The sequence below is a fragment of the Stackebrandtia nassauensis DSM 44728 genome, assembly GCF_000024545.1.
Lineage (GTDB): Bacteria > Actinomycetota > Actinomycetes > Mycobacteriales > Micromonosporaceae > Stackebrandtia > Stackebrandtia nassauensis.
The window spans coordinates 791,036-812,499 of record NC_013947.1 but is presented as its reverse complement, the minus strand read 5'-3'; the positions used below and the strand labels follow the sequence as shown (position 1 = coordinate 812,499).

At 69.2% G+C, this 21,464-nt stretch carries 20 protein-coding genes and 1 pseudogene; 10 read left to right on the top strand and 11 right to left on the bottom strand.

From position 1 onward, the window contains the following. Positions 1–447 precede the first annotated feature (447 nt). Entirely contained in the window at positions 448–1,113 is a 666-nt protein-coding gene (locus tag SNAS_RS03785; protein ID WP_013016051.1) for a hypothetical protein, read from the top strand. Between the two features lie 49 nt (positions 1,114–1,162). On the opposite strand, the gene SNAS_RS03780 is transcribed toward SNAS_RS03785, so the two are convergent. Further along, a complete protein-coding gene (locus SNAS_RS03780; RefSeq protein ID WP_013016050.1) occupies positions 1,163–1,552 on the bottom strand; it encodes a RidA family protein in 390 nt (129 codons plus the stop codon). Positions 1,553–1,661: 109 nt separating this feature from the next. Here SNAS_RS03780 and SNAS_RS03775 point away from each other — a divergent pair, with 109 nt between their 5' ends. Further along, positions 1,662–2,084, top strand: coding sequence for a MarR family winged helix-turn-helix transcriptional regulator (locus tag SNAS_RS03775; protein WP_013016049.1), 423 nt, complete (start codon positions 1,662–1,664; stop codon positions 2,082–2,084). Positions 2,085–2,159: 75 nt separating this feature from the next. Here the strand turns inward: SNAS_RS03775 and SNAS_RS03770 are convergent, their stop codons facing one another. Next, the gene (locus tag SNAS_RS03770; RefSeq protein ID WP_013016048.1) at positions 2,160–2,951 is read right to left on the bottom strand and encodes a D-Ala-D-Ala carboxypeptidase family metallohydrolase; all 792 of its coding nucleotides are present in this window, start codon (positions 2,949–2,951) and stop codon (positions 2,160–2,162) included. A gap of 166 nt (positions 2,952–3,117) precedes the next feature. Here SNAS_RS03770 and SNAS_RS37440 point away from each other — a divergent pair, with 166 nt between their 5' ends. Then, positions 3,118–3,546, top strand: a complete 429-nt coding sequence (locus SNAS_RS37440) for an SRPBCC family protein (protein WP_052304893.1) — start codon at positions 3,118–3,120, stop codon at positions 3,544–3,546. A 15-nt stretch (positions 3,547–3,561) separates the two neighbouring features. Here SNAS_RS37440 and ispH read toward each other — a convergent pair. The 4 genes and pseudogenes from ispH to SNAS_RS03750 all read right to left on the bottom strand — a co-directional run. Next, positions 3,562–4,482: pseudogene (gene ispH / locus SNAS_RS37435) on the bottom strand (4-hydroxy-3-methylbut-2-enyl diphosphate reductase); the annotation flags it as partial. Next, the gene (locus tag SNAS_RS33695; RefSeq protein ID WP_013016046.1) at positions 4,482–5,522 is read right to left on the bottom strand and encodes a family 2 encapsulin nanocompartment cargo protein polyprenyl transferase; all 1,041 of its coding nucleotides are present in this window, start codon (positions 5,520–5,522) and stop codon (positions 4,482–4,484) included. The gene SNAS_RS33695 and the pseudogene ispH, both read right to left, overlap by 1 nt. Before the next feature lie 82 nt (positions 5,523–5,604). Next, positions 5,605–6,990, bottom strand: coding sequence for a family 2B encapsulin nanocompartment shell protein (locus SNAS_RS03755; RefSeq protein WP_244409106.1), 1,386 nt, complete (start codon positions 6,988–6,990; stop codon positions 5,605–5,607). 215 nt (positions 6,991–7,205) lie between these two features. After that, the gene (locus SNAS_RS03750) at positions 7,206–8,297 is read right to left on the bottom strand and encodes a right-handed parallel beta-helix repeat-containing protein (RefSeq protein ID WP_013016044.1); all 1,092 of its coding nucleotides are present in this window, start codon (positions 8,295–8,297) and stop codon (positions 7,206–7,208) included. 185 nt (positions 8,298–8,482) lie between these two features. Between SNAS_RS03750 and SNAS_RS03745 the strand changes: the two genes are divergently transcribed. Beyond that, positions 8,483–9,319 carry an NAD-dependent epimerase/dehydratase family protein gene (locus tag SNAS_RS03745; protein ID WP_013016043.1) on the top strand — a complete coding sequence of 279 codons (837 nt, stop codon included), beginning with the start codon at positions 8,483–8,485 and terminating at the stop codon, positions 9,317–9,319. A 31-nt stretch (positions 9,320–9,350) separates the two neighbouring features. Here the strand turns inward: SNAS_RS03745 and SNAS_RS03740 are convergent, their stop codons facing one another. Next, on the bottom strand, positions 9,351–10,130 hold the full coding sequence (locus SNAS_RS03740; protein WP_013016042.1) for an IclR family transcriptional regulator: 780 nt from the start codon (positions 10,128–10,130) through the stop codon (positions 9,351–9,353). Positions 10,131–10,301: 171 nt separating this feature from the next. Here SNAS_RS03740 and SNAS_RS03735 point away from each other — a divergent pair, with 171 nt between their 5' ends. Genes SNAS_RS03735 through SNAS_RS03710 form a run of 6 tightly spaced genes read left to right on the top strand, consistent with a single transcriptional unit; the run spans position 10,302 to position 16,726 of the window. Next, positions 10,302–11,618 (top strand): sugar ABC transporter substrate-binding protein, encoded by a 1,317-nt coding sequence (locus tag SNAS_RS03735; RefSeq protein ID WP_211207316.1) that lies wholly within the window; start codon positions 10,302–10,304, stop codon positions 11,616–11,618. Further along, the gene (locus SNAS_RS03730) at positions 11,618–12,508 is read left to right on the top strand and encodes a carbohydrate ABC transporter permease (RefSeq protein WP_013016040.1); all 891 of its coding nucleotides are present in this window, start codon (positions 11,618–11,620) and stop codon (positions 12,506–12,508) included. Before SNAS_RS03735 ends, SNAS_RS03730 begins: the two co-directional genes overlap by 1 nt. Further along, the gene (locus SNAS_RS03725; RefSeq protein ID WP_013016039.1) at positions 12,505–13,368 is read left to right on the top strand and encodes a carbohydrate ABC transporter permease; all 864 of its coding nucleotides are present in this window, start codon (positions 12,505–12,507) and stop codon (positions 13,366–13,368) included. The genes SNAS_RS03730 and SNAS_RS03725 overlap by 4 nt, the downstream gene beginning before the upstream one ends. 24 nt (positions 13,369–13,392) lie before the next feature. Beyond that, a complete protein-coding gene (locus SNAS_RS03720) occupies positions 13,393–14,328 on the top strand; it encodes a 5-dehydro-4-deoxyglucarate dehydratase (RefSeq protein WP_013016038.1) in 936 nt (311 codons plus the stop codon). After that, complete coding sequence (locus SNAS_RS03715; protein ID WP_013016037.1) at positions 14,325–15,590, top strand: glucarate dehydratase family protein; 1,266 nt, start codon at positions 14,325–14,327, stop codon at positions 15,588–15,590. Before SNAS_RS03720 ends, SNAS_RS03715 begins: the two co-directional genes overlap by 4 nt. Further along, a complete protein-coding gene (locus SNAS_RS03710) occupies positions 15,587–16,726 on the top strand; it encodes a hypothetical protein (protein ID WP_013016036.1) in 1,140 nt (379 codons plus the stop codon). The genes SNAS_RS03715 and SNAS_RS03710 overlap by 4 nt, the downstream gene beginning before the upstream one ends. Positions 16,727–16,868: 142 nt before the next feature. On the opposite strand, the gene SNAS_RS32335 is transcribed toward SNAS_RS03710, so the two are convergent. The 4 genes from SNAS_RS32335 to SNAS_RS32330 all read right to left on the bottom strand — a co-directional run bounded on the left by SNAS_RS32335 (position 16,869) and on the right by SNAS_RS32330 (position 21,374). Next, positions 16,869–18,071 (bottom strand): NUDIX hydrolase N-terminal domain-containing protein, encoded by a 1,203-nt coding sequence (locus SNAS_RS32335; protein ID WP_013016035.1) that lies wholly within the window; start codon positions 18,069–18,071, stop codon positions 16,869–16,871. Positions 18,072–18,108: 37 nt separating this feature from the next. Then, positions 18,109–18,516, bottom strand: a complete 408-nt coding sequence (locus tag SNAS_RS03700) for a YkvA family protein (protein ID WP_013016034.1) — start codon at positions 18,514–18,516, stop codon at positions 18,109–18,111. A 48-nt stretch (positions 18,517–18,564) separates the two neighbouring features. After that, entirely contained in the window at positions 18,565–20,022 is a 1,458-nt protein-coding gene (locus tag SNAS_RS03695) for an FAD-dependent oxidoreductase (RefSeq protein WP_013016033.1), read from the bottom strand. Between the two features lie 83 nt (positions 20,023–20,105). Continuing rightward, positions 20,106–21,374 carry a hypothetical protein gene (locus SNAS_RS32330; protein ID WP_052304891.1) on the bottom strand — a complete coding sequence of 423 codons (1,269 nt, stop codon included), beginning with the start codon at positions 21,372–21,374 and terminating at the stop codon, positions 20,106–20,108. Positions 21,375–21,464: the final 90 nt, after the last annotated feature.

Here is a 21,464-nt window from a genome sequence, read left to right as displayed (position 1 = left end):
CCACCCGGCACCCGGTCGGGCGTTATCCGCACGCTCAGTCCTTCAGGACCGAGAAGTTGACCGATCCGAATCCCATGAATCAGCCCGAGGCTGATCCGCAGGATGTCGATGCTGTGTTTCAACGGCCAGTCGGCGGCCTTGCACCGCAATAATTCTGCGGGGCTCGCCGCCTGTCCGTTGACATCGATGTCCTCGCATGTCGGCAGCGTGGACATTGTCGTCTCCTTTGGGTAGTGCCGTTCGGTACGTCCAAAGCCTCACCCGGTTCGCGCCCGTCGCCATCGGACCGCGGGCGGCTTGTCGGTTACGCCGAACCCGGGTGACGCGGCGCCGTGGTTGCTCCCGACGGCGTACCCACACGGCCGCCCGCGAGCCGATGCCACCGGCACCCGAACTCCCGAGGATGGGAAACGTCGCAACTGACAACGCCCTCAGAGGAGTCACACCATGTCAACCAACCCATCAGTCCCGAGGAACCGGCGCCTGTGGTCCTGGGGCGGCGCGGGTTTCGCCGCGTTGTTCCTCGGCGGGCAGTTCGCCAGCGCGCCGCTGGAGAACGGCTCGATCCCGCTTCCGGACGCGCCGGTGGCCGAGGTCGTCGAGTACTTCAGCGCCAACACCGCCACCTCGGCCGTGCTGGGCACCGCGAACGTGCTCGCCGGACTGGCGCTGCTGTTCCTGGTCGGCCGGGCCGCGCTCGGCATGCGGTCCCCCGGCGGTCGCGTCGGCGTCGTCGCGGGCTGGATCGCCGGACTGTCGCTGGCGGTCTCCGGCACGCTGTCGGTGGTGCTGGGCCAGGTCGCCGCCACCGCCGCGCCCGGCACCGTGGAAACACTGCGGGACTGGAACTTCTGGACCGGCGGCGTGATCCACGTCGTGTGTCTGGGCCTGTTCGTCGGCCTGCTGTGCCTGCCCTCGGTCACCGAACCGATGACGGGACGTGGCGTGCGGATCTTCGGACTGGTCGCGTCGGTGCCCGCCGTGCTGTCGATCAGCTCGCTGCTGTGGTTCTACGCCTCGGCGCTGCTGCCGCTGGGCCGGTTCTCGCTGATCGTGTGGGCCGTGTTCGCGGCCGTGAGCCTGTGGCGGAACCCGAAACCGAACGCGTCCTGACCCGCCCGACCCCGACGTCGGCCACCCCTCGCGGGTGGCCGACGTCGTGTCATCGCACCAGTGCGACGGCGTCGATCTCGACGAGCCAGTCGGGCTGGGCCAGGCCCGCGACCTGAAGCAGGTTGTCGGCCGGGTAGGGCTCGGCGAAGTACTCCCGGCGGAGTTTGACGATGGTGTCCAGGTGGCTCATGTCCGTGACCATGATGTTGACCTTGACGACGTCGGCCAGGCTGGAACCCGCCGCGGTGAGCACCGTGTCGAGGTTGGCGAAGGCCTGGCGGGCCTGGGCCTCGAAGTCGTCGCCGCCGACGGTCTTCCCGTCGGGGCCGATGGCGGCCTGGCCGGAGACGTAGACGGTGTCACCGGCGATGATGGCCTGCGAGATGGCGTAGGGCTCGTAGTGGTCGTCGGGGATCGTCACCCGGGTGCGCGTGGTCATGGCTGGTTCCCTCCGTCGGAATTTTATTTGCTTGCGCATACATTAACATGCTTGTGCGTACAAACAATGTTCATACAAGTATCCTTGGCCACAGCGGAAGGAGACAGGCATGACCCCCGAGGACGACAACGACACCTGGAGCACGCTCATCGTTCTCCACGGTCGGGTCGAGCAACGACTCGCCGATGCACTGCAGCGCGGGCATTCGCTGGGACTGTCGGAGTACCGGGCGCTGTGCCACCTGGCGATCAGTGACGGCGGCAGGCTCCGAATGCAGGAGCTGGCCGACCGCACCGGGCTGGACCAAAGCTCGGTGTCGCGGCTGGTGCACCGGCTGGAGAAGGCCGGATTCGCCGAGCGCAGCCACAGCGATCACGACCGGCGCTGCGTGTACGCCGTGATCACGAAGGCCGGCCGCGAACGCCGCGACGATGCCCGTCCCACCTATCTGGCCGCCCTGTCGCGGACGCTGGACGAGCACGCCGCCGACGAGAAGCTGGCCGGTGCGGTGGAACGCCTGCGCGCCAGGTGATCCCCGTCAGCGAACGTGGATGGGCGCGCACCTCGACAGGTGCGCGCCCATCCGTTCCATACGGCGGTAAGGGTTCTAGGGGTGCTTCACCGCTCCGGGGGCCATCTTGCGGACACCGCAGTCGGGTGCGCTCCACGCCTGGGTGGAGCGGATGTCGGCGTGGGTGTGGTCGTCGTGTCCGTCGTATCCGGGACCGAAGATGCCCATGAAGCCGTGGCTGCGGGCCTCCTTCGCCAGGGTGCACAGCGAGTGCGGTCCGGCGCCCAAGTCGGCCGAGCGGCCGTACAGGTGCTGGCTGTCCGATGCGCCGCCGGCGTTGTTGTTGCACTGGACGCTGCGGAATCCACTGGTGACGGTGATGGGTTTGTCACCGAGCGCGTGCCGCATCGCCTCCAGGCTCCACATGACCCGCAGCGCGTTGGCCTTGGCCTCGGCCGCCGAGACCTTGCCGCCGGACCAGTCGGAGTTGCAGTCGTTGAGTTCGGCGTAGGTGAAGTGGATCGGGGTGCAGTCGTCGTCCTGCAGTTCGTAGAACTTCGCGTAGGTGGCCGCGTCGCCCTTGCCGGTCTGGGACAGGCCATAGGCCTGCTGGAACCGCTTGACGGCCGCGGTGGTCGCCGGTCCGAACTGGCCGTCGACGGCCAGTTGCTTGCCGTATTCGGGGTAGCCGAACACCCGGATCTGCAGCTGCTTCACGTCGTCGCCGGTGGCGCCGGACGCGAGATCGCGGTTCCAGGTGTAACAGCCGTCGCCCTGGGCCGAGGACTCGGCCCACACGACTCCGGCAGTCAGCATCGAGGCGAGGGCCACGACGGCCACGAGCAACAGTCGGAAGCGAGGACGGGCGATCGCACGCAATCGCGACATGGGTAAAACCTCCATTGGTTCAGGCAGGCTACCCAGGATGGTGGAGACATTTACGCGGGTCAATCACATCACTACAACACGGCCACAAGCTGCCTCATATGCCCGAAAAGCGACCAAGTGATTGTGGTCGAATAATGGTGATCACCGAAGACCGAGAGGAATCTCCATGTTTCACCACGTCACTCTCGCCGTCAAGGCGCCGGTCGACCTGGTCTGGCGGACGATCGCCGACCTGGAGGACTGGCCGAAGTGGACGCCGACCGTGACGTCCGTGAAACCCTCCCATCAGGACGGTCTGCGGGTCGGCGACACCGCCGAGGTGGTCCAGCCCAAGCAGCGCGACCGGGTCTGGACCATCACCGAGGTGAAGGAGGGCGAGTCCTTCACCTGGAAGGCAAGCGATCCCGGCGGGCTGCGGCTGAGCGCCGACCACATCGCCAAACCCGGCCCGGACGGCACCACGGTCGTCGAGCTGACCTTCGACCTGGCCGGTCCGACGGCGTTCCTGGCGAAGCTGCTGGCCGGTGCCACCATCCGCAAGTTCGTCGACACCGAGGCGAAGTCGCTCAAGGAATGGTGCGAGCAGCACGCCTAACGGCTGCCGCACCACCAGCGGCAGCGAGAAGGTCACGTTCTCTTCCACCGTGTGCCGTTCGGTGACGGTGACCGGCCCGAAACCGCGCAGGTGCGCGATCACCGCCTCCACCAGGTGCGGCGGCGCCGAGGCCCCGGCGCTGAGCCCGATGACCCGCGCCCCGGTCAGCCATTCGGTGCGGATCTGCCCCGCGTCCTCGATCAGGTGGGCCGGGGTTCCGGCGGTGGCGGCGACCTCGGTCAGCCGCCGGGAGTTGGAGGAGTTGCGGGAGCCGACCACGAGCACCAGGTCGGCCTCCCGGGCCACCTCCACGATGGCCTCCTGCCGGTTGCTGGTGGCGTAGCAGATGTCGTCGCCGCCCGGGCCGCGCAGCTTCGGGAACCGGCGGCGCAGCGCCGCGATGATCTCGGCGGTCTCGTCGACCGACAGCGTCGTCTGCGTCAGATAGGCCACTTTCGACGGATCCTCGACCGTGAGCGAGTCCACATCGGCCAGCGACTCGACCAGCCGGATGCCCGCCGCCTCGCCCATGGTGCCCTCGACCTCCTCGTGGCCGGAGTGCCCGATGAGGAGGATCGTGTCGCCGCGTTCGGCGAACCGGCGGGCCTCGGTGTGCACCTTGGCGACCAGCGGACAGGTCGCGTCGATGACGTCCAGGCCCCGCGACTCGGCCTCGGCCCGCACGCTGGGGGCCACCCCGTGCGCGGAAAACACCACGCAGGCCCCGTCGGGTACCGCGTCCAGGTCGTCGACGAAGATCGCGCCCTCGCCCTCGAGCCGCGCCACCACGTGGGTGTTGTGGACGATCTGCTTGCGGACGTAGATCGGGGCGCCGAACCGTTCCAGCGCCAGTTCGACGATCTCGATGGCCCGTTCCACCCCGGCGCAGAACGAACGCGGCGAGGCCAGCACCACGGTGCGCGCTTCAGTGGTCATCAGCGGTCCCGCCGGGTGACCAGCCGCGCGAGGGTGGTCAGGTCGCTGGCGGCGGACTCCTCGGCGCCGACCTCGGCCAGTGACGCCAGGGCGCGGTCGAGCAGTCCGGCGGCCTCGGTGCTGCTCCACTGTCGACCGCCCGCCTCCTCGATGAGCGCGGCGGCGCGGGTGATCTCCTCGTCCCGCAACGGTTCGGTGCCCGAGTACAGGCTCGACAGCGCGGCGGCGGCCGGGGAGTCGGAGGCCAGCGCCGCCACCACCGGCAGCGACTTCTTGCGGCTGCGTAGATCCGAGTACACCGGTTTGCCGGTGGCCTGCGGGTCGCCCCAGATGCCGAGCAGGTCGTCGACGTGCTGGAATGCCAGCCCGAGGTCGGTTCCGAAGGCGCGCAGGCGTTCCACCTGATGGGGGCTGCCGCCGCCGAAGCGGGCGCCGATCGCGCAGGCGCAGCCCAGCAGCGCGCCGGTCTTGGCGGCGGCCATGGCCCGGCACTCCTGCGGATCGATCTGTTCGCGGGTCTCGAAACTGACGTCGGCGTGCTGGCCGTCGATGAGTTCCTGGATCGCCCGGTTGACCAGTTTGATGCCGTCCATCGCCGCCGGGTGACCGCTGTCGGCCAGCACCGCGCAGGCCAGCGTCGACATCGCGTCCCCGGCCAGGATCGCGGCGCCGTCGCCGAAGACGCTCCAGGCGGTGGGCCGGTGGCGGCGGGTGACGTCGCGGTCGATGACGTCGTCGTGGACCAGCGAGAAGTTGTGGACCAGTTCGACGGCGACCGCGGCGGGCAGCGCCTCGATGTCGGAGGAACCCACCGCTCTGGCGCACAACAGCACCAGCGCCGGACGGATCGCCTTGCCCGCCTTGTGTTCGGCGGGCTCGGCGTTCTCGTCCCACCATCCGAAGTGGTATCCGGCGATGTGCCGCGTGGGCGGTGGAAGCGTGTCGACGGCGGCTCGCAGACCGGGATCGACCAGGGTGCGGCTGTGGCTGAGGATCTCCCGCGCCGACCGGGAGCCCGGGATCACGTCAATGGTGTCCATGGTGCCTTTCGTGCTCAGGTGGGATGTGGGGTCGGCGCCGGTCCCGACTCTGTCAGCCGGGACCGGCGCCTGCGGACCAGGACTAGTCGAACCGTCCGATCTCGACGTTCTCCAGCACACCCAGCGCGTCGGGCACCAGCACCGCCGCCGAGTAGTAGGCGCTGACCAGGTAGGACATGATCGCCTTCTCGTTGATGTTCATGAACCGCACCGAAAGGCCCGGCTCGTACTCGTCGGGGATGCCGGTCTGGTGCAGACCGATGACGCCCTGGCTCTCCTCGCCGAGCCGCATCGCGATGATCGAGCTCATCCGGTTCTCGGTCACGGGGATCTTGTTGCACGGCAGCACCGGCACGCCGCGCCAGGTCGGCATCATGTGCCCGTGGAAGTCGATGCTCTGCGGGTAGATGCCGCGTTTGTTGCACTCGCGTCCCATGGCGGCGATGGTCTGCGGGTGCGCCAGCATCACGTTGGTACGACGGCGACGGCACAGCAGCTCGTCGAGGTCGTCCGGGGTCGGCGGTCCGGTGCGGGTCGAGATGCGCTGCTTGAAGTCGGCGTTGTGCAGCAGACCGAACTCCTTGTTGTTGATGAGTTCGTTCTCCTGGCACTCCTTCAGCGCCTCGATGGTCAGCCGCAGCTGCTGCTCCAGCTGGTTCATCGGCTCGTTGTACAGGTCGGCGACCCGGCTGTGCACCCGCAGCACGGTCTGGGCGACGCTGAGCTCGTACTCCCGGGGCGACAGTTCATAGTCGACGAACGTGCCCGGCAGTTCGACCTCGCCGCTGTGCCCGGCGGACACGGCGACCTCGGCCTCGCCGTGCTGGTTGTGCCGGTGGTGCGTGAACTCCCGGAAGTCGTCGATGTGGTCGCGCAGGTCCTCCGACTGCTCCATCAGGTCCTGGAAGGACTGCCGGGGCAGCATCATGACGGTGCAGGCGGTCACGGCCTTCACCGAGTATCCCCATTGGGCGTCGTCCTCGGTCAGGGACTCCTCGCCGAAGTACTGCCCGTCGGCCAGCACCCCGAGGATCGTGTCGTCGCCGTAGGCGCCGGTACCGACCTTGTTCGCCTTGCCGTGCGCGATCAGGTAGACCTCGTCGATCGCGCGGCCCGGCTCGACGATGACCGCGCCGGGTTCGAACTCCTGCTGGACGAACCGGCCCGCCAGGGTCTGCAGCACCTCGTCGTCCTCATAGGTGCGAAGCGGCGGCAGTTCGCGCAGCTCCGGCGGTACCACCCGTACCTCGGAACCGACGTTGGTGAACGTGACCCGTCCATCCCCGACGGTGTAGGTGAGCCGACGGTTGACCCGGTAGGCACCGCCGTTGGTCTGCACCCACGGCAACACCCGCAGCAGCCAGCGATCCGAGATCCCCTGCATCTGCGGCGTCGACTTGGTCGTCGTCGCCAGATTCCGCGCCGCCGCGGTGGACAGGCTCTGAGCTTGCTGTTCTTGCTCTGACATGGTTGAAATGTCTGGCATCTCTTCCCCCACTTGGTTGGAGTCCTCATCCCGGAGGGTCCGGGTCTTACTGAGGCAGGAGATTAGGTCCACGGTCAGGCATCGGCGGGCACGCCGCGCCGAATCGAACGGGTAAATTTGCCGGGAACTTCGCCGCCACAAGCAATCGATCCCGACCGACCTGACAGCGGCCGTTCGGGATCGATCGGGTATAGGGGCTATCCCCCGGGAGTCACGTCGATGTTGGTCAGACCGCCGGTGGCGTTGGTGACGGTGTTGGAGTCGTACACGACATTCGGGTCACCTTCGCATTTGGACACCGAAGTGATCTTTATCGCGTACTCCCCGGTGTCACCGAGATCGGAGGCGTTGTTCTTCCAGACGTTGCCGCAGCCGTTGGGAAACGCCGGGGAGGTGCCGGGATTGTGGGTCTCGTAGCCGTTGGCGAACACGCCGGGCGGGGCGAAGTTCCCGGTGTTGTCCTCCAGCAGGTAGCCGCTGCCCTTGACGTCCAGCCAGGAGTCGGCGGAGTTCTGGCCCGCGATGCCCTGGCCGTTGAAGGTGTTGCCGCGGATGACGCCCGCGGTCGTGCCCTCCTTGACGTCGATGTGTTCGGCGGCCACGGCCGGGCCGATCTCGTTGTCCAGCACCTGAACCCGGTCGGACCTGTCGGCGCCGCCGGAGTTGCCGTGGCAGTCCCAGTTCGAATGCGCTGATCCGATGTAGACGCCTTCGCCGTACTGCGGTTTCGCGAGGCCGGTCTTCTCGATCCTGGAGTGCTTGATGACGCCGTCGGCCGAGGAGCGGCGGAAGTGCACGCCCTCCTCCTCGACGTCGTGGACGTGGACACCGTCGACGGTGACGCCGGGCGAGTCGTCGAGGATGATGCCCTTCTTGGACTCCGCGACGGTGAAGCCGCTGAGGTTCCAGTTGCCGCTTTCGTACAGCCACAGGCCATAACCGGAGTCCCAGTCCTGACTCGGGGTCGGGCACTGCGGAGCCGACCCGCTGGGGCCGTCGTTGACGAGGACGGCGTCGCGCGGGCCGGTCAGGGTGATCGGGTTGTCCTTCTCCCCGCCGGTCCGGGCGACGAACTTGCCGCGATACTCGCCGGGTGCCAGGTTGATGGTGTGGCCGGGTTGGGCCTCGGCCAGCGCCTTGATCAGTTCCTCGGCGGTGCCGACGTCGACCTGAACGGCCTCGGGGCGTTCGTCGGCGACGGCGGAACTGTGGGCACCGACGGTGACGGCCGCGATCCCGGTGAGAGCCAGGGCCAGCCAGCCGAGCCGGGGTTTTCGTGGATGGGCCATGAGAGGTTTCCTCCGTATCTCGATGTTCGATATGGACAAGCCCCCACGGCCAGTTCGGTTTAGCCGACACGATAACAGACTGTTTCGCATACATCAATGGAAGACATGTGGATGTCGTTCGTCCAAGTATCTGAACGCGTTATCGTGAAGCGGTCCTGCGAACCTCGCCTTCAGGAGCGGAAATCATGACGGAACAGCGCATTCTCATCACCGGCGCGGCGGGCAAGGTCGGCACGCAGCTGCGACCCCGCATGGCCCGGGCGGGACGCAAACTGCGGTTGCTCGACCTGCGGCAGCCGTTGCCGTTGGCCGAACTTCCGGACGGCGCGGGCGTGGAAGCCGCCGACGAGGAGGTCGTCATCGGTTCGGTCAGCGACACCGCGCTGATGGCCGAAGCCTGTAAGGGCATGGATGCCCTGATCCACCTAGGTGGACTCAGCGGCGAGTCCACCATGGATAAGGTCATCGACGTCAACATCCGGGGCACGCTGCTGGCACTGGAGGCCGCGCGCGACGCCGGGGTGCCCAGGGTCATCCTGGCGTCCTCCAACCACGCCGTGGGTTTCACACCCCGCACCGACGTTCCGGTTCCGGCCGACACCGAGCCGTGCCCTGACACTTACTATGGACTGTCCAAGGTGGCCATGGACGCGGCGGGGCGGATGTTCGCCGACCGTTACGGCATGGACGTCCTGTCGCTGCACATCGGCTCGTGGTTCCCCAAGCCGCGCGACCTGCGCGCGCTGGCGACGTGGCTGTCGCCCGACGACGGGGCCCGGCTGGTCGAGGCGTGTCTGGCCGTCGAGTCGCCGGGCTACCGGGTCTTGTGGGGCATCAGCCGCAACACCCGGCGCTGGTTCTCGCTGGCCGAGGGCGAGGCCATCGGATACCACCCGGTCGACGACGCCGAGGACTACGCCGCCGAGCTGATCGCCGAACACGGGGAGCCCGATTTCGACGCCGACCGCGAGCTCGTCCGGGTCGGCGGCAAGTGGTGCTACACCGAGCTCGGCGGGGCCTGATTCCGGCGGGCCGGCCCCACAAGCTCGGCGGCTAGCGGATTCCGTTGCGGCGCAAAGTGGCCGCGAGCTGGCGGGTGTGCTCCACGATGGCCTGCGCCACCCGGTCGACCTCGGCGGGTTCGGCCAGGTGGGCGGGCATCGAGCAGCTGACGGCGTCCGAGGCGGGGATACGATAGTCCACAGTGGCGGCGATGCAGGCGATACCCCGGGTGCCGTGCTCGCGCTCGAAGGCCCAGCCGCGAGCGCGGACCTGTTCGAGTTCGGCGTGCAGTTTGGCCCGGTCGGTGATGGTGTTCTCGGTGTAGGACTCCAGCTCGGCGGGCAGGATCGTGTCCACTTCGGCCTCGGTGAGGTCGGCGAGCAGCGCCTGCCCCAACGCCGTCAGGTGGGCCGGGAGGCGACGGCCCACCCGCGACACCACCCGCACCGAGTCGCGGGCCTCGCGGCTGGCCAGGTAGAGGACGTGGGCGTCGTCGCGGCGGGCGTAGTGGAAGGTGTAGCCGATCTCGGCGCGCAGGTCCTCAATGGTCTCGCGCGCGTAGGGCAGCGCCGGATCGCGGTCCAGGTAGGCGGTTCCCGACAGCAGCGCGTGCGGGCCGACGCCGAAGTGAGAGCCGGTCTCGTCGGTCTCCACCCATTTGAGTTCGCGCAGCGTCCGCAGCAGGGCGTGCAGGCTGGAGCGCGGGTAGCCCATCCGTTCCTGCAACTGCGCCAGTGACAGCCGCTGTGGTGACCCCGCGAGCGCCTCGAGGATCTTCACGGTTCGCTCGGCGGACTTCACCGACGGGTTGTCCGCGTCGGTCTTTCGCATGGTGGCACCCACTTTTGGTTCCGAGACGGCGGCGGTTCGCCGTCTGGAGATTCTCGCATAGAGGCATTGACCGTCTTCATTATGAATGTTAACTTCCACTTGCCCCACATTCATGTACGCGAGAAGTGTACACATATATAGATTCGAGGCAGCGTCATGTTTCGTCGAACATTGACCCGAACCACTGCCCTGGTCGTGACCGCCGTTCTCGCGGGCGGTCTGGTGGCCTGCTCCGGTTCCGCGGCCGAGGTCCCGCAGGACGAGAACGCGCGACTGGACATCTGGACCCGCCGACCACCCGGCGACCCCTCCGAACAGGTCTCCAAGGACCTCGCCAAGGCCTTCACGAAGAAGACCGGCATCCCCACCAAGGTGACCGCGATCTTCGACGACTTCGAGACCAAACTCCAGCAGGCCGCCTCCCAGAAGGACCTGCCGGACATCGTCATCAACGACACCGCCCAGCTGGGCACCCTCGTCGACCAGGGCATCGTCCGCGAGGTCGACCCCGGCGAGGTGAGCCGAACCAAGGACATCTCCGACAAGGCCTGGGACGCCACCAAAGCCTTCGACGGCAAGCACTACGCGGTGCCGTTCTCGGCACAGGCGTTCGCGCTGTTCATCCGCTCCGACTGGCGAAAGGCCGTCGGCGCCGAGGTGCCGAAGACCTGGGACGACCTGGACGCGCTGGCCAAGAAGTTCACCAAGGACGACCCGGACGGCAACGGTGAGGACGACACCTACGGCTGGGTCGTGCCCGGCTCCACCAAACGCGGCTACGCCTCCTGGTACCTGTCCAGCTTCCTGTGGTCGTCCGGCGCCGACTACTTCTCCGGCTCCGGGACGAAACTGGCCCCCGCCATCGACAGCCCCGAGGCCGCCGCGACCCTGTCCTGGTTCCAGAAGTCGTTCTGCGACAAGACAGTGGTGCCCGGATCCGAGACCGCCGAGACCGCCGCCGCCCACCCCTACTTCGACTCCGGGACCGGCGGCATGTACCTGACCGGCCCCTACAACATGGCCCGCTTCGACGAGGCGGTCGGCGAGGGCAAGGTCGAGGTGGTGCCGCTGCCCGCCGGCCCCGGCGGCGAGGCCACGGCACTGGCCGAAGGCGAGAACACCTACCTGATGGCCGGTTCGGCCAATGAGGCCGGACAGCTGAAGTTCGCCGAGTTCGCCGCCTCCCCCGCCGGGCAGAAGATCGGCATGAACGGCGACGAGAACGGCAGCATCGTGCGACTGCCGATCAACACGACCGTCGACATGGCCGCCGAGCGCAAGGACGAACGCTGGCAGACCTTCAACGACATCTACACCGACGCCAGCCGTTACGTGCCGACGGTTCCCGACTGGACCCCGTTCCTGCAGTCCTCCGCGAAGACCTTCAACGCGGTGGCCTCCGACTGCGAGGCCGACCCCGAGTCCGAACTGGAGGCACTGGCGAAGGACTTCGCCACCGAGCTCGAATCCCAGCGGGCGGGCGGCTGATGACCGTCCGAGCCGTCCGCTTCCCGCGGCTGCGCGGCGGCCTGACGCCGTGGCTGTTCCTGCTGCCCGCCCTGCTCATCTTCGCCGCCTTCAAGTTCGTCCCCGCGGTCCGGGCGATCGAGATGAGCTTCCACGAGGTGCGCCCGTACCTGGGCGACCGCTGGGTCGGCACGGACAACTACGGCACCGTCCTGTCCGATGCGGATTTCGGGGCCGCCGTCTGGCACACCGTCGTCCTGGCGGTGGGTCAGACGGCGGGTTCCATCCTGCTGGGTCTGGTGCTGGCGCTGCTGCTGGAGGGCACCGCCCGGCACCTGTGGTTCATCCGCACCGCCGTCTTCCTGCCCACCGTGGTGGCGGTGGCGGTGGTCGCCGAGGTGTGGCGGATCCTCTACTTCCCCGGCGCCGAGGGCATTCTCAACTCGGTGTTCGGCTGGTTCGGGCTGGGGCCCTCGGACTTCCTCAACTCCCGGGACTCCTCGCTGTCGTCCATCATGGCCGTGGGCATCTGGCGCGGCGCCCCCTACGACATGATGATCATCCTGGCGGGACTGGCCGGAGTGGACCGCAGCCTCTACGAGGCCTCGGCCATCGACGGCGCGGGCCGGTGGCGGCGGCTGTGGCACGTCACCTTCCCGGGGCTGCGCCCGGTGTTCGTGATCCTGTTGACGCTGGCCGCGATCCGGGGCCTGCGGGTGTTCACCGAGGTGTTCCTGCTGACCAACGGCGACCCGCAGGGCTCCACCGAGGTCCTGATGACCCTGATCTACAAGCTGGGCCTGGAACGGCACGACCTGGGCACGGCCGCGGCCGGTTCGATCGTGCTGCTGCTGGCCACCGTCACGCTGACGCTCGCGGTCCGCGCCCGCCGGAAGGTCGGTACCACATGAGACAGTTCGACACGGCGCTCGGCTTCGCCGGTTCCCGGCATCCGCTGCTGCGGCCACTGCGGTGGCTGGTCTACCTGCTGCTGGTCGCGGTGTTCGGCGGGCCGCTGCTGGCGCTGATGGTCAGCGCCTTCTCCCCCGTCGCCAGTCCGACCTCGCTGACCCTGTGGCCCGAACACGTCACCATGGACAACTTCGCCCGCGCCGTCGACCGGGGCGTGCTGGGGTACCTGCTCAACTCGTTCATCGTGGTCGGTTTCGGGCTGCTGTTGCAGATCGCCGTCAGCGTCTCGGCCGCCTATGCCCTGTCCCGCAAGAAGTTCCCGGGGCTGCGACTGGTGTACCTGCTGATCCTGTCGACGATGATGCTGCCCGAGGAGATCCTGGCGATTCCACTGTCGGTGGTGCTGGCCGACGTCCCGGTCGTGCACGTCAACCTGGTGGGAACCCTCGCGGGGATGATCATCCCGGTGGCCGCGTGGGGTTTCTCGATCCTGGTGATGGCGGAGTTCATGCGCGAGATCCCGATCGAACTGGAGGAGGCCGCCCGCATCGACGGCGCCGGTGAGTTCCGGATCCTGACCACGATCGTGCTGCCGCTGTGCCGCCCCGCGCTCGGCGTGATCGGCATCTTCGGTTTCGTCATGATCTGGGACCAGTACATGCTGCCGCTGCTGGTCGCGCAGGACTCCGCCCAGTTCACGCTTCCGTTGGCGCTGCGGACCTTGCGCTCCGACCCCGAGGTCGGGCTCGGCGTGCTGCTGGCCGCCTCGCTGTTGGCCCTGTTGCCGTCGGTGCTGGCCTTTTTGGCCATGCAGCGGCAGTTCATGAAGGGGCTCACGTCCGGTGCCGTCAAAGGCTGAAACCCACTCGAGAATGGATATCCGATGAAGCTCAAGGGACTGCTGTCGTTTCCGCTGACCCCGTTCAGCGCCACCGACACCGTGGACCTGGACGTGTACGAGCGGCACCTGCGGGCACAGATCGACGCGGGTCCGTCCGGGCTGTTCGTGGCCTGCGGCACCGGCGAGTTCACCGCCCTGTCCCCGGCGGAGTACCGCCAGGTGGTGTCGTGCGCGGTGCGGGTCGCGGGCGGGCGGGTGCCGGTGGTCGCCGGGGCCGGGGGCGGGCCGCGGCTGGCCCGCGAGTTCGCCGTGGCCGCCGAGCACGCCGGGGCGGACGGCATCATGCTGCTGCCGCCGTACCTTGTGGAGTCCACTCCGGCGGGGCTGGTCGAGCACGTCCGCTACGTCGCCGCCGCCACCGGACTGTCCATCACGATCTACCAGCGCGCCAACGCGGTCCTGGACACCGACGCGGCGGTGGCGCTGCTGGACATCGACACCGTCACCGGCATCAAGGACGGCCGCGGCGACGTGGACGCGATGCTGCGACTGGTGACGGCGGTGCGCACCAGCGGGCACCCGCGCTCAGGCGACATCGGATTCCTCAATGGATTGCCGACGGCGGAACTGTCGGCGCACGCCTACCGGGCCATCGGCGTCGACAGCTACTCCTCGGCGAGCCTGTGCTTCGTCCCCGACATCGCCTCGGCCTTCTACCGGGCCTTCGCCACCGGCGACGAGGCGTTGTCGCGGCTGCTGCTGGCCGAGTTCTACCTGCCGTTCGCGCGGCTGCGCGGCCAGGTGCCCGGCTACGCCGTGTCGCTGGTCAAGGCCGGGGCGCGGCTGGCGGGCCTGCCGATGGGACCGGTACGGCCGCCGCTGGTCGAACCCACACCCGAGCACCTGCGACGGTTGCGCGACATCATCGACGCCGGACGCGAAGCGCTGGCCTCCCACCCGGCGAAGGACGCCTCATGAGCACACTGGACATCACCGAAGTCGTCGTCACGCCGATCGCCTTCCCCGATCCACCGCTGCTGAACGCCGCCGGGGTGCACCAGCCGTGGGCGCTGCGCACCGTCATCGAGGTCCACACCGGCGACGGCATCTCCGGTCTCGGCGAATCCTATGGCGACTCCGGTCACCTGGAACTGTTGCGCGCCACGGCGAAGCGTCTCACCGGACTGGACGCCTTCGATGTGGCCGGGCTGCGTCGGCTGGCGGGCGAGGTCGTGGGAGGTGTCAGCGACGCCGACGCCCACGGCCTCACCGGTGCCTCCTCGGTGGACAAGACCGTCGCGCGGGTGGTGTCGGCCTTCGAGACCGCGCTGCTGGACATCCAGGGCCGGGCGCTGGGCCGTCCGGTGTACGACCTGCTGGGTGGGCTGGTCCGCGAGTCGGTGCCGTTCTCGGCCTACCTGTTCTACAAGTGGGCCGCCCATCCGGGCGCCGAGCCCGACGCGTGGGGCGAGGCCGTGGATCCCGAAGGGATCGTCGCCCAGGCCCGCCGCATGATCGACGAGTACGGGTTCCGGTCCATCAAGCTCAAGGGCGGCGTGTTCCCGCCCGCCGAGGAGATCGCCGCGATCCGGGCACTGCGGGAGGCCTTCCCCGAGCACCCGCTGCGGCTGGACCCCAACGCGGCCTGGAAGGTGGCGACGTCCATATGGGTCGCCGCCGAGACCGAGGGGCTGCTGGAGTACCTGGAGGACCCGGCGCCCGGGATCGACGGGATGGCCGCCGTCGCGGCCGCGGCGCCGATGCCGCTGGCCACCAACATGTGCGTGGTGGGTTTCGCCGACATCGCCGAGGCGTTCGCCAAACGCGCCGTCGGGGTGGTGCTGTCCGACCACCACTTCTGGGGCGGGCTGCGCGCCTCGGCCGAACTGGCCGCGATCTGCCGGGTCCACGGCGTCGGACTGTCCATGCATTCCAACAGCCACTTGGGAATCAGCCTGGCCGCCATGACGCAGCTCGCCGCCGCCACACCGAACCTCACCTACGCCGTCGACACCCACATCCCCTGGCAGTCGGGAAACGACGTCGTCGCCGAGCCACTGTCGTTCCAGGACGGTTCGATCCGGGTGCCCCGCGCCCCCGGCCTCGGGGTGGAACTCGACCACGACGCGCTGGGCCGGATGCACGAGAATTACCGGTCCTGCGGCATTCGCGACCGCGACGATGAAACATATATGCGTGGCTTCGACGCGTCGTTCACGAACAGGAAGGCATATTGGTGAGGATTTCCGGACACGCCTACCCGTGGGACGTCATCGGCGACCCGTCCTTTGTCGACCGGGTCGCGGAGGTGGACGTCGACGGCGTCACGCTGGCGGCGGCATACCACTCCGCGCGGGCGGCGACGCCGCTGCATCCGGTGCGGCAGGTCGTCGACGCCCGGTACGCGGCGCTGTACCGGCCGGTGCGCGAGTCGGTGTGGGCCGGGCGGCGGCTGCGTCCCGCCGAACCGGACTGGGTCGACGGCCGCGACTCCTATGGCGAGGCTGCCGGAATCCTCACCGACAACGGCATCCCGGTGACACCGTGGATCGTGCTGACCCACGCCACCCGGCTCGGGCAGGCGTTCCCGGACCTCGCGGTCACCAACTGTTTCGGCGAGACCTACCCGTACGCGCTGTGCCCCGCACACGCCGAGGTGCGCGAGTACGCCGCGACACTGGCCGCCGAGGTGCTGCGCGACGTGCCCGTCCACGAGGTCTCGCTGGAGGCCTGTGGACAGTTGGGCGTCAACCACCTCAGCCACCACGACAAGACCGGCGGAGCCTGGAGCCCGGCGGCGGTGCGGTGGCTGTCGGTGTGCTGCTGCTCCGGCTGCCGTTCCGGCTGGGCCCGGCACGGACTCGACCCCGACACGGTGGTCGCGGCGCTGCGGGACGCGGTACGGGGCGAGGCGGCCGAGACGGCGCGGCCGGTTCCGTCCGATATGGCTCAGACGCTGCTGTCGGTGCGGCACGACGCGACCGACCGGTTGCGCGCCGAGACGCTGGCGGCGGTGCGACAGGCCGCCCCCGGCGTTCCGGTGGTGCTGCACGCCAACCCCGACCCGTGGGCCACCGGCGCCTCCCCCGGGTTGACGCCCACGGCCGCCAAGGACGTGGACGCGCTGCTGGTTCCGGCCTGGCCCACGGCTCCGGCCACCACCGAGACCGTCGCGTCGGCCATGGCCAGCGGGGTTCCGGTCGACGCGTACGTGACGGTGCTGCCACCGGCCGATCTGGACGAACTGCCGTCCCACATCGGACGGCTCGCCGAGGCCGGGGTGCGCGGCCTGAACCTCTACCACCTGGGATTGGCGCCACGGCACGGTTTGCGGGCCTACACCGAGATCCGGGACGCGATGCGCGCCGCGAGCTGAGCAGCGGAAACGTCCTGCGGGCAAGGAAAAACCGGGCGACCACGGGGGAAGTCGCCCGGCTGCTGTGAATCACATCACGAGGCCACCCAGGCGGGTATCGTCCGAACGGTCGGGCTTCATGGGTCCTTCGGACCCGTATCGGTTACTCGACAAGGGTTTTCAGCGCGGCGGTGATCTTGACCAGATGCGGCTCCCACAGATCCGGCAGGTCTTCCAGGCCGTCCAGTTCGAACCATCCGACCTCGAGGGCCTCGGCCGTGGTCTCGGGTTTCGCGCCGGGATCGGTGGGGTGGCCGACGTAGACGAAGCAGGTCCGCAGCTGGATCGGCCGGTCCTCGATGCGGCTGTTGTCGAAGACCCCGGCCAGCCCGTCGATGGTCGCGTCCACGCGGACCTCCTCGGTGGTCTCGCGGCTGGCGGTGGCCGCCGAGGACTCCCCCACCTCGCAGGCGCCGCCGGGCATCGCCCACTTGCCGTTGTCGTGGCGCCGCAGCAACAGGATCCGGCGCCGGTCGTCGAGGATCAGCATCTCGGCGCAGGTCTTGGTGGTGGCGACGTCCAGGTGCGCGAACTCCACCGGCGTGAACGCCGTCTGGTTGCGGACACCCTCCAAAAGCGAGTGTGTGGTCTCGCGGATGTGGGCGAAGCGTTCGACGTCGTAGTGGTTCTCGGTCGCGACCCCGCCCTCGGTCGCCAGGGCCCGCACGGCGGTGACCAGTGCGGCGACCTCGTCGGTGAGGGCGAACGGCGCCTCCAGGACATCGCGCTGCGCGCCGTCGAGGATGAAGTTGGTCAGCGCGTCCCGGCGGCCCGGGACGGTGTCGGCCTCGGGCACCAGGTCGACGGCGATCGCGTCGTCGTCGACCAGCGTCAGGTCGACCACATAGGTCAGGAAGTAGGTGTGCGGCATCGCCAGTCCGGCCGAGATGCTGTCGCACACCCCGTGCGGCACCGGCACCAATCCCGCGTCCGGCAGGTACTTCGCGGCCAGGTCCTTGACGGCGGTGTCGTGATCGGTATCGGGGTCGACGAACGCGTACGGGACGCCGACGGTGTCGCCGTCGGCGACGAACAGCAGGCCGTCGCGCTGGTGGTTGAACAGCAGCACCACCCCGGCCAGCGGGGTGCGGGGACCGGAGTCGGCGGCGAAGACCGCCTCGAGCTCGGCGGCGTCACGGGTGTCGACATGCGACAGCAGCGCGGCGGCCAGCCCTCGCAGCCGGTGGAAGCGAGCGGCATCGGCGTCGTCGGTGGTGTAGTGCAGGCCGGTGGCGGCGTCGGCGCGCAGTTCGTCGGCGAGCGCGGCGAGCCGCAGCTCACGGGAGCCCGCGGTAGGGATCGTCACCGGGAACAGGCTAGTCGGTGGTCGCCAGCCGGACCGGTCACGACGGCTCGTCGTCGGCCGACTTGCCAAGCAGCCGCTCCATCAGCTCGGGGTTGCCGGGCCAGGCTTCCAGCAGTACCTCGCGCGGGACCGTGCGGGCCGCGTAGCGCAGGGCCAGCGCGACGACGAGGATGTCGTCCAGCGGCCCGATGACGGGAATGAACTCGGGGATCAAGTCGATGGGCGACAGCACCCACAGTCCGGCGATGAGGACGGCGACCTTGGCGCGCTTGGGAACCCGGGGGTCCTTGCGCAGCAGGCGGACGGTGGTGACGCAGTCGGGCAGGAACGCGGCCAGGTCACGGGCGAGGCCCGGCGGCAGCCGCCGGGCCAGCAGGATCAGCACACCCCAGGTCACCGCGACGACGGCCAGGCCGATGCCGATCCCGGTGATCCAGCTCCACATCGGCCCAGGCTACGGCCCGGCCACCATGGCCGGGCCGGTGCTGTCGGCTCAGGCCACGCGCTCGGAGTCGCGCAGCCAGGCCGACCAGTTCGGGGTCTCACTCGCCGCGCCGCGCCAGGCGATGTAGCCGTCGGGGCGGACCAGGGTCGCGGTGTGGTCGTCGTCCTCGGGGTTGACGACGTCGACCAGGTCGGTGAGGTTCTCGGGCACCTCGGGGCCCTCGGATCCCGTGACCAGGACGAAGCGGCCGCCCCGCAGTGTCTCGTAGAGCCGGTTGGACTGGCCCTTGACCGTCGCCAGCGGGATGTCGGGCATCCGGGTGCCGACCGCGTCGCCCGAGCCGTGCCCGGCCGGGTAGCGGATCGCGATGCCCGAGACCGCGCCCGCCGCCTTGGTGCGGATCCTCTTGGTGCGCAACGCGAGCCGCATCACGGCGTCCCGCACCGCGCGGACCAGCCCGTTGCGCAGCTGCACCAGTCGCAGCAGCGCGCCGCTGCCCTTGAGGACCGCGGCCCCGATCGGGTGCCGTTCGGTCTCGTAGCTGTCGAGCAGGCCCTCGGGGGCGTGACCGCGCACGGCGGCGGCGAGCTTCCAGCCCAGGTTGGCCGCGTCCTGCAGGCCGGTGTTCATACCCTGTCCGCCCGCGGGCGAGTGGACGTGGGCGGCGTCCCCGGCCAGGAACACCCGGCCGACGCGGTAGCGCGGCGCCTGCCGTTCGTCGGAGTGGAACCGGGAGGTCCAGCGTGGTTCGGTCATGCCGAAGTCGGTGCCGAAGACGTGGCGCACCAGCGAGCGCAGGTCCTCGAAGTCCACCGGCACGTCGTCGGGGGTGGTGTCACGGGAGTGCCGGGCGACGATCCGGTACCAGCCGTCGCCGAACGGCGCGATGAACACGAAGCCCTCCCGCGCGCCGCGCACCGTCAGGGTCTCCGGCGGCGGTTCGCTGAGCCTCACGTCGGCGAGCATGATGGATCCGGCGGCCAGCTGTCCCGGGAACGGCAGTCCCAGTCGCTCGCGGATGACACTGTGGACGCCGTCGGTGCCCACGACGTAGGCCGCGGTGCGGGTCTGGGTGCCGGCGGCGGTCTCGACGATCAGTTCGACGCCGTCGCCGTCCTGGGTCAGCTCGGTGACCTTGACGCCGGACTCGATGCGGGCGCCGTTGGCCAGCGCGCGGTCGCGCAGCAGCTGTTCGGTGCGGTACTGCGGTGTGATCAGGACGTAGGGGAACCGGCTGTCCAGGTCGGACAGTCGCAGCCGGGCCCGTCCCACCAGCAACAGTTCGCCCTCTTTGGAGCCCTCCTGGGTCAGCGGGTCGGCCAGGCCGCGCATGTCGAGGGTCTCGAGGGTGCGGGCATGGACGGCGAAGGCGCGGGTGAGGTTGGATTCGGTGTCGCGCTTTTCCAGAATGGACACCGAGACCCCGGCGGCGGCGAGGTCGCCGGCCAGCAGCAGTCCGGTGGGGCCGGCGCCGACGATGATGACGTCGTTGTCGAGGCGATTCATTGTCGTCCTCCTGTAATTCATCAGGTGATGAATTAATCAAACCATGCGGTCATACCCCCGTCAATACCCAGTGACGCACAACGCTATGCGCGAACCACGTCGCGAACCAGGCCCAGCATCTCGCGCGCCGATCGCCGCCCCCGCAGCCACACCGGCCGCCCCTCGGCGTCGTGCAGCGGCACCTCCCAGGAACCGTGCTCCCAGGTCAGCCGCAGTCCGACGCCCCACCAGCCGGGCGGCAGCAGCAGCTTCGAGGCCCGGATATGCGCCGTCAGACCGAAACCGGCACCGCAGGGCCGCATCGCCGCCGGGAAGGTGCGGGTCACGTCGCCGCGCACCAGACACAGCCGCGCGGTCGTCCCCACCGGCCAGTCCGAGATTCCACTGTAGGCCGACAACGTCAGGCCGACGCCGCTGGACTCGCAGCAGGTCAGCTGCACCAGATCCGGCGAGGCACCGCCGTAGGTCTCCACGAACAGGGTCAGCTGCCCCTCATGGGACACATAGGTCGTGACCAGCCCCGCGCCGCGACGCGAGAAGTCCGGCAGGTGGTGGTCCACCCGGGGATCCCGGTCCCCGTCGGGCAGCGTGGCCACCCGGCACCGGCGCTCGACGCCGTGCGCGCGCACCTCCACCAGCACGTCCCACTGCCCGTCGGGCAGCGCCCGATCGCCCGGCAACGCGTCCAGGTCGACCACGGCGTCGAAACCGGCGTAGCCGTACTCGTAGAGTCCATCGTGGAACTGGCTGGACAGTTCCGGCGAGGGCCGCAGCCGGGCCGGCACCGCCGCCTCCTCGCCGCTGGAACGTTCCCGCAGCACCACCGTGGTGGCCTGGTCGTCGGTGTCGACGTGGTTGATGAACGCGTAGCCCGACAGCCGCATCCGGGTGCCGTGCCACGAGTACTCGCTCAGCCGGTGCTCCACCCCGACGGTCGCCGAGATCTCGTAGCAGGCGTCCGGGATGTCGGTGGCGGGGTTGCGGAACAGCGGCAGCCCCGCGAACACCCGACCACAATCCACAATGGCTCGCGTCGGGGTGCCGAAGGCGCGGTACCGCACCACGTCGGTCAGGTCGTCCTCGTCGCCGGACTGCAGACAGTGGACCATGATGCGGTGCGCGGGCTCCAGCCGGACGAACACCTGCGGACTCACCCAGCGCCGGGTGAACGCCGTGGCGGCGTCCAGCAGCATCGCCCGCTCGGCCTCGGGCAGCTCGTCGAACCAGCGCCGCACGATGATCCCGTCCAGCAGTTCGGTGCCCAGACACTGCGCCAACGCCCGCTGCCGCTCGGCCCCGGGCGGATTGGCCGCCACGATGCCCTCGGCCAGCGCGTCCAGATATCGGGCCAATCCCCTGTCCCGCCGGCGCGGCACGCAACCACCCGCCCCCGGCACGGCCTGGCCGCCCCGGACGGCCTCCAGAAGTTCACCGTCATGCTC

Coding starts and splice junctions, on each gene's coding strand:
- SNAS_RS03785 (WP_013016051.1), top strand. CDS start 448: ATGTCAACCAACCCATCAGTCCCGAGGAACCGGCGCCTGTGGTCCTGG.
- SNAS_RS03780 (WP_013016050.1), bottom strand. CDS start 1,552: ATGACCACGCGCACCCGGGTGACGATCCCCGACGACCACTACGAGCCC.
- SNAS_RS03775 (WP_013016049.1), top strand. CDS start 1,662: ATGACCCCCGAGGACGACAACGACACCTGGAGCACGCTCATCGTTCTC.
- SNAS_RS03770 (WP_013016048.1), bottom strand. CDS start 2,951: ATGTCGCGATTGCGTGCGATCGCCCGTCCTCGCTTCCGACTGTTGCTC.
- SNAS_RS37440 (WP_052304893.1), top strand. CDS start 3,118: ATGTTTCACCACGTCACTCTCGCCGTCAAGGCGCCGGTCGACCTGGTC.
- SNAS_RS33695 (WP_013016046.1), bottom strand. CDS start 5,522: ATGGACACCATTGACGTGATCCCGGGCTCCCGGTCGGCGCGGGAGATC.
- SNAS_RS03755 (WP_244409106.1), bottom strand. CDS start 6,990: ATGTCAGAGCAAGAACAGCAAGCTCAGAGCCTGTCCACCGCGGCGGCG.
- SNAS_RS03750 (WP_013016044.1), bottom strand. CDS start 8,297: ATGGCCCATCCACGAAAACCCCGGCTCGGCTGGCTGGCCCTGGCTCTC.
- SNAS_RS03745 (WP_013016043.1), top strand. CDS start 8,483: ATGACGGAACAGCGCATTCTCATCACCGGCGCGGCGGGCAAGGTCGGC.
- SNAS_RS03740 (WP_013016042.1), bottom strand. CDS start 10,130: ATGCGAAAGACCGACGCGGACAACCCGTCGGTGAAGTCCGCCGAGCGA.
- SNAS_RS03730 (WP_013016040.1), top strand. CDS start 11,618: ATGACCGTCCGAGCCGTCCGCTTCCCGCGGCTGCGCGGCGGCCTGACG.
- SNAS_RS03725 (WP_013016039.1), top strand. CDS start 12,505: ATGAGACAGTTCGACACGGCGCTCGGCTTCGCCGGTTCCCGGCATCCG.
- SNAS_RS03720 (WP_013016038.1), top strand. CDS start 13,393: ATGAAGCTCAAGGGACTGCTGTCGTTTCCGCTGACCCCGTTCAGCGCC.
- SNAS_RS03715 (WP_013016037.1), top strand. CDS start 14,325: ATGAGCACACTGGACATCACCGAAGTCGTCGTCACGCCGATCGCCTTC.
- SNAS_RS03700 (WP_013016034.1), bottom strand. CDS start 18,516: ATGTGGAGCTGGATCACCGGGATCGGCATCGGCCTGGCCGTCGTCGCG.
- SNAS_RS03695 (WP_013016033.1), bottom strand. CDS start 20,022: ATGAATCGCCTCGACAACGACGTCATCATCGTCGGCGCCGGCCCCACC.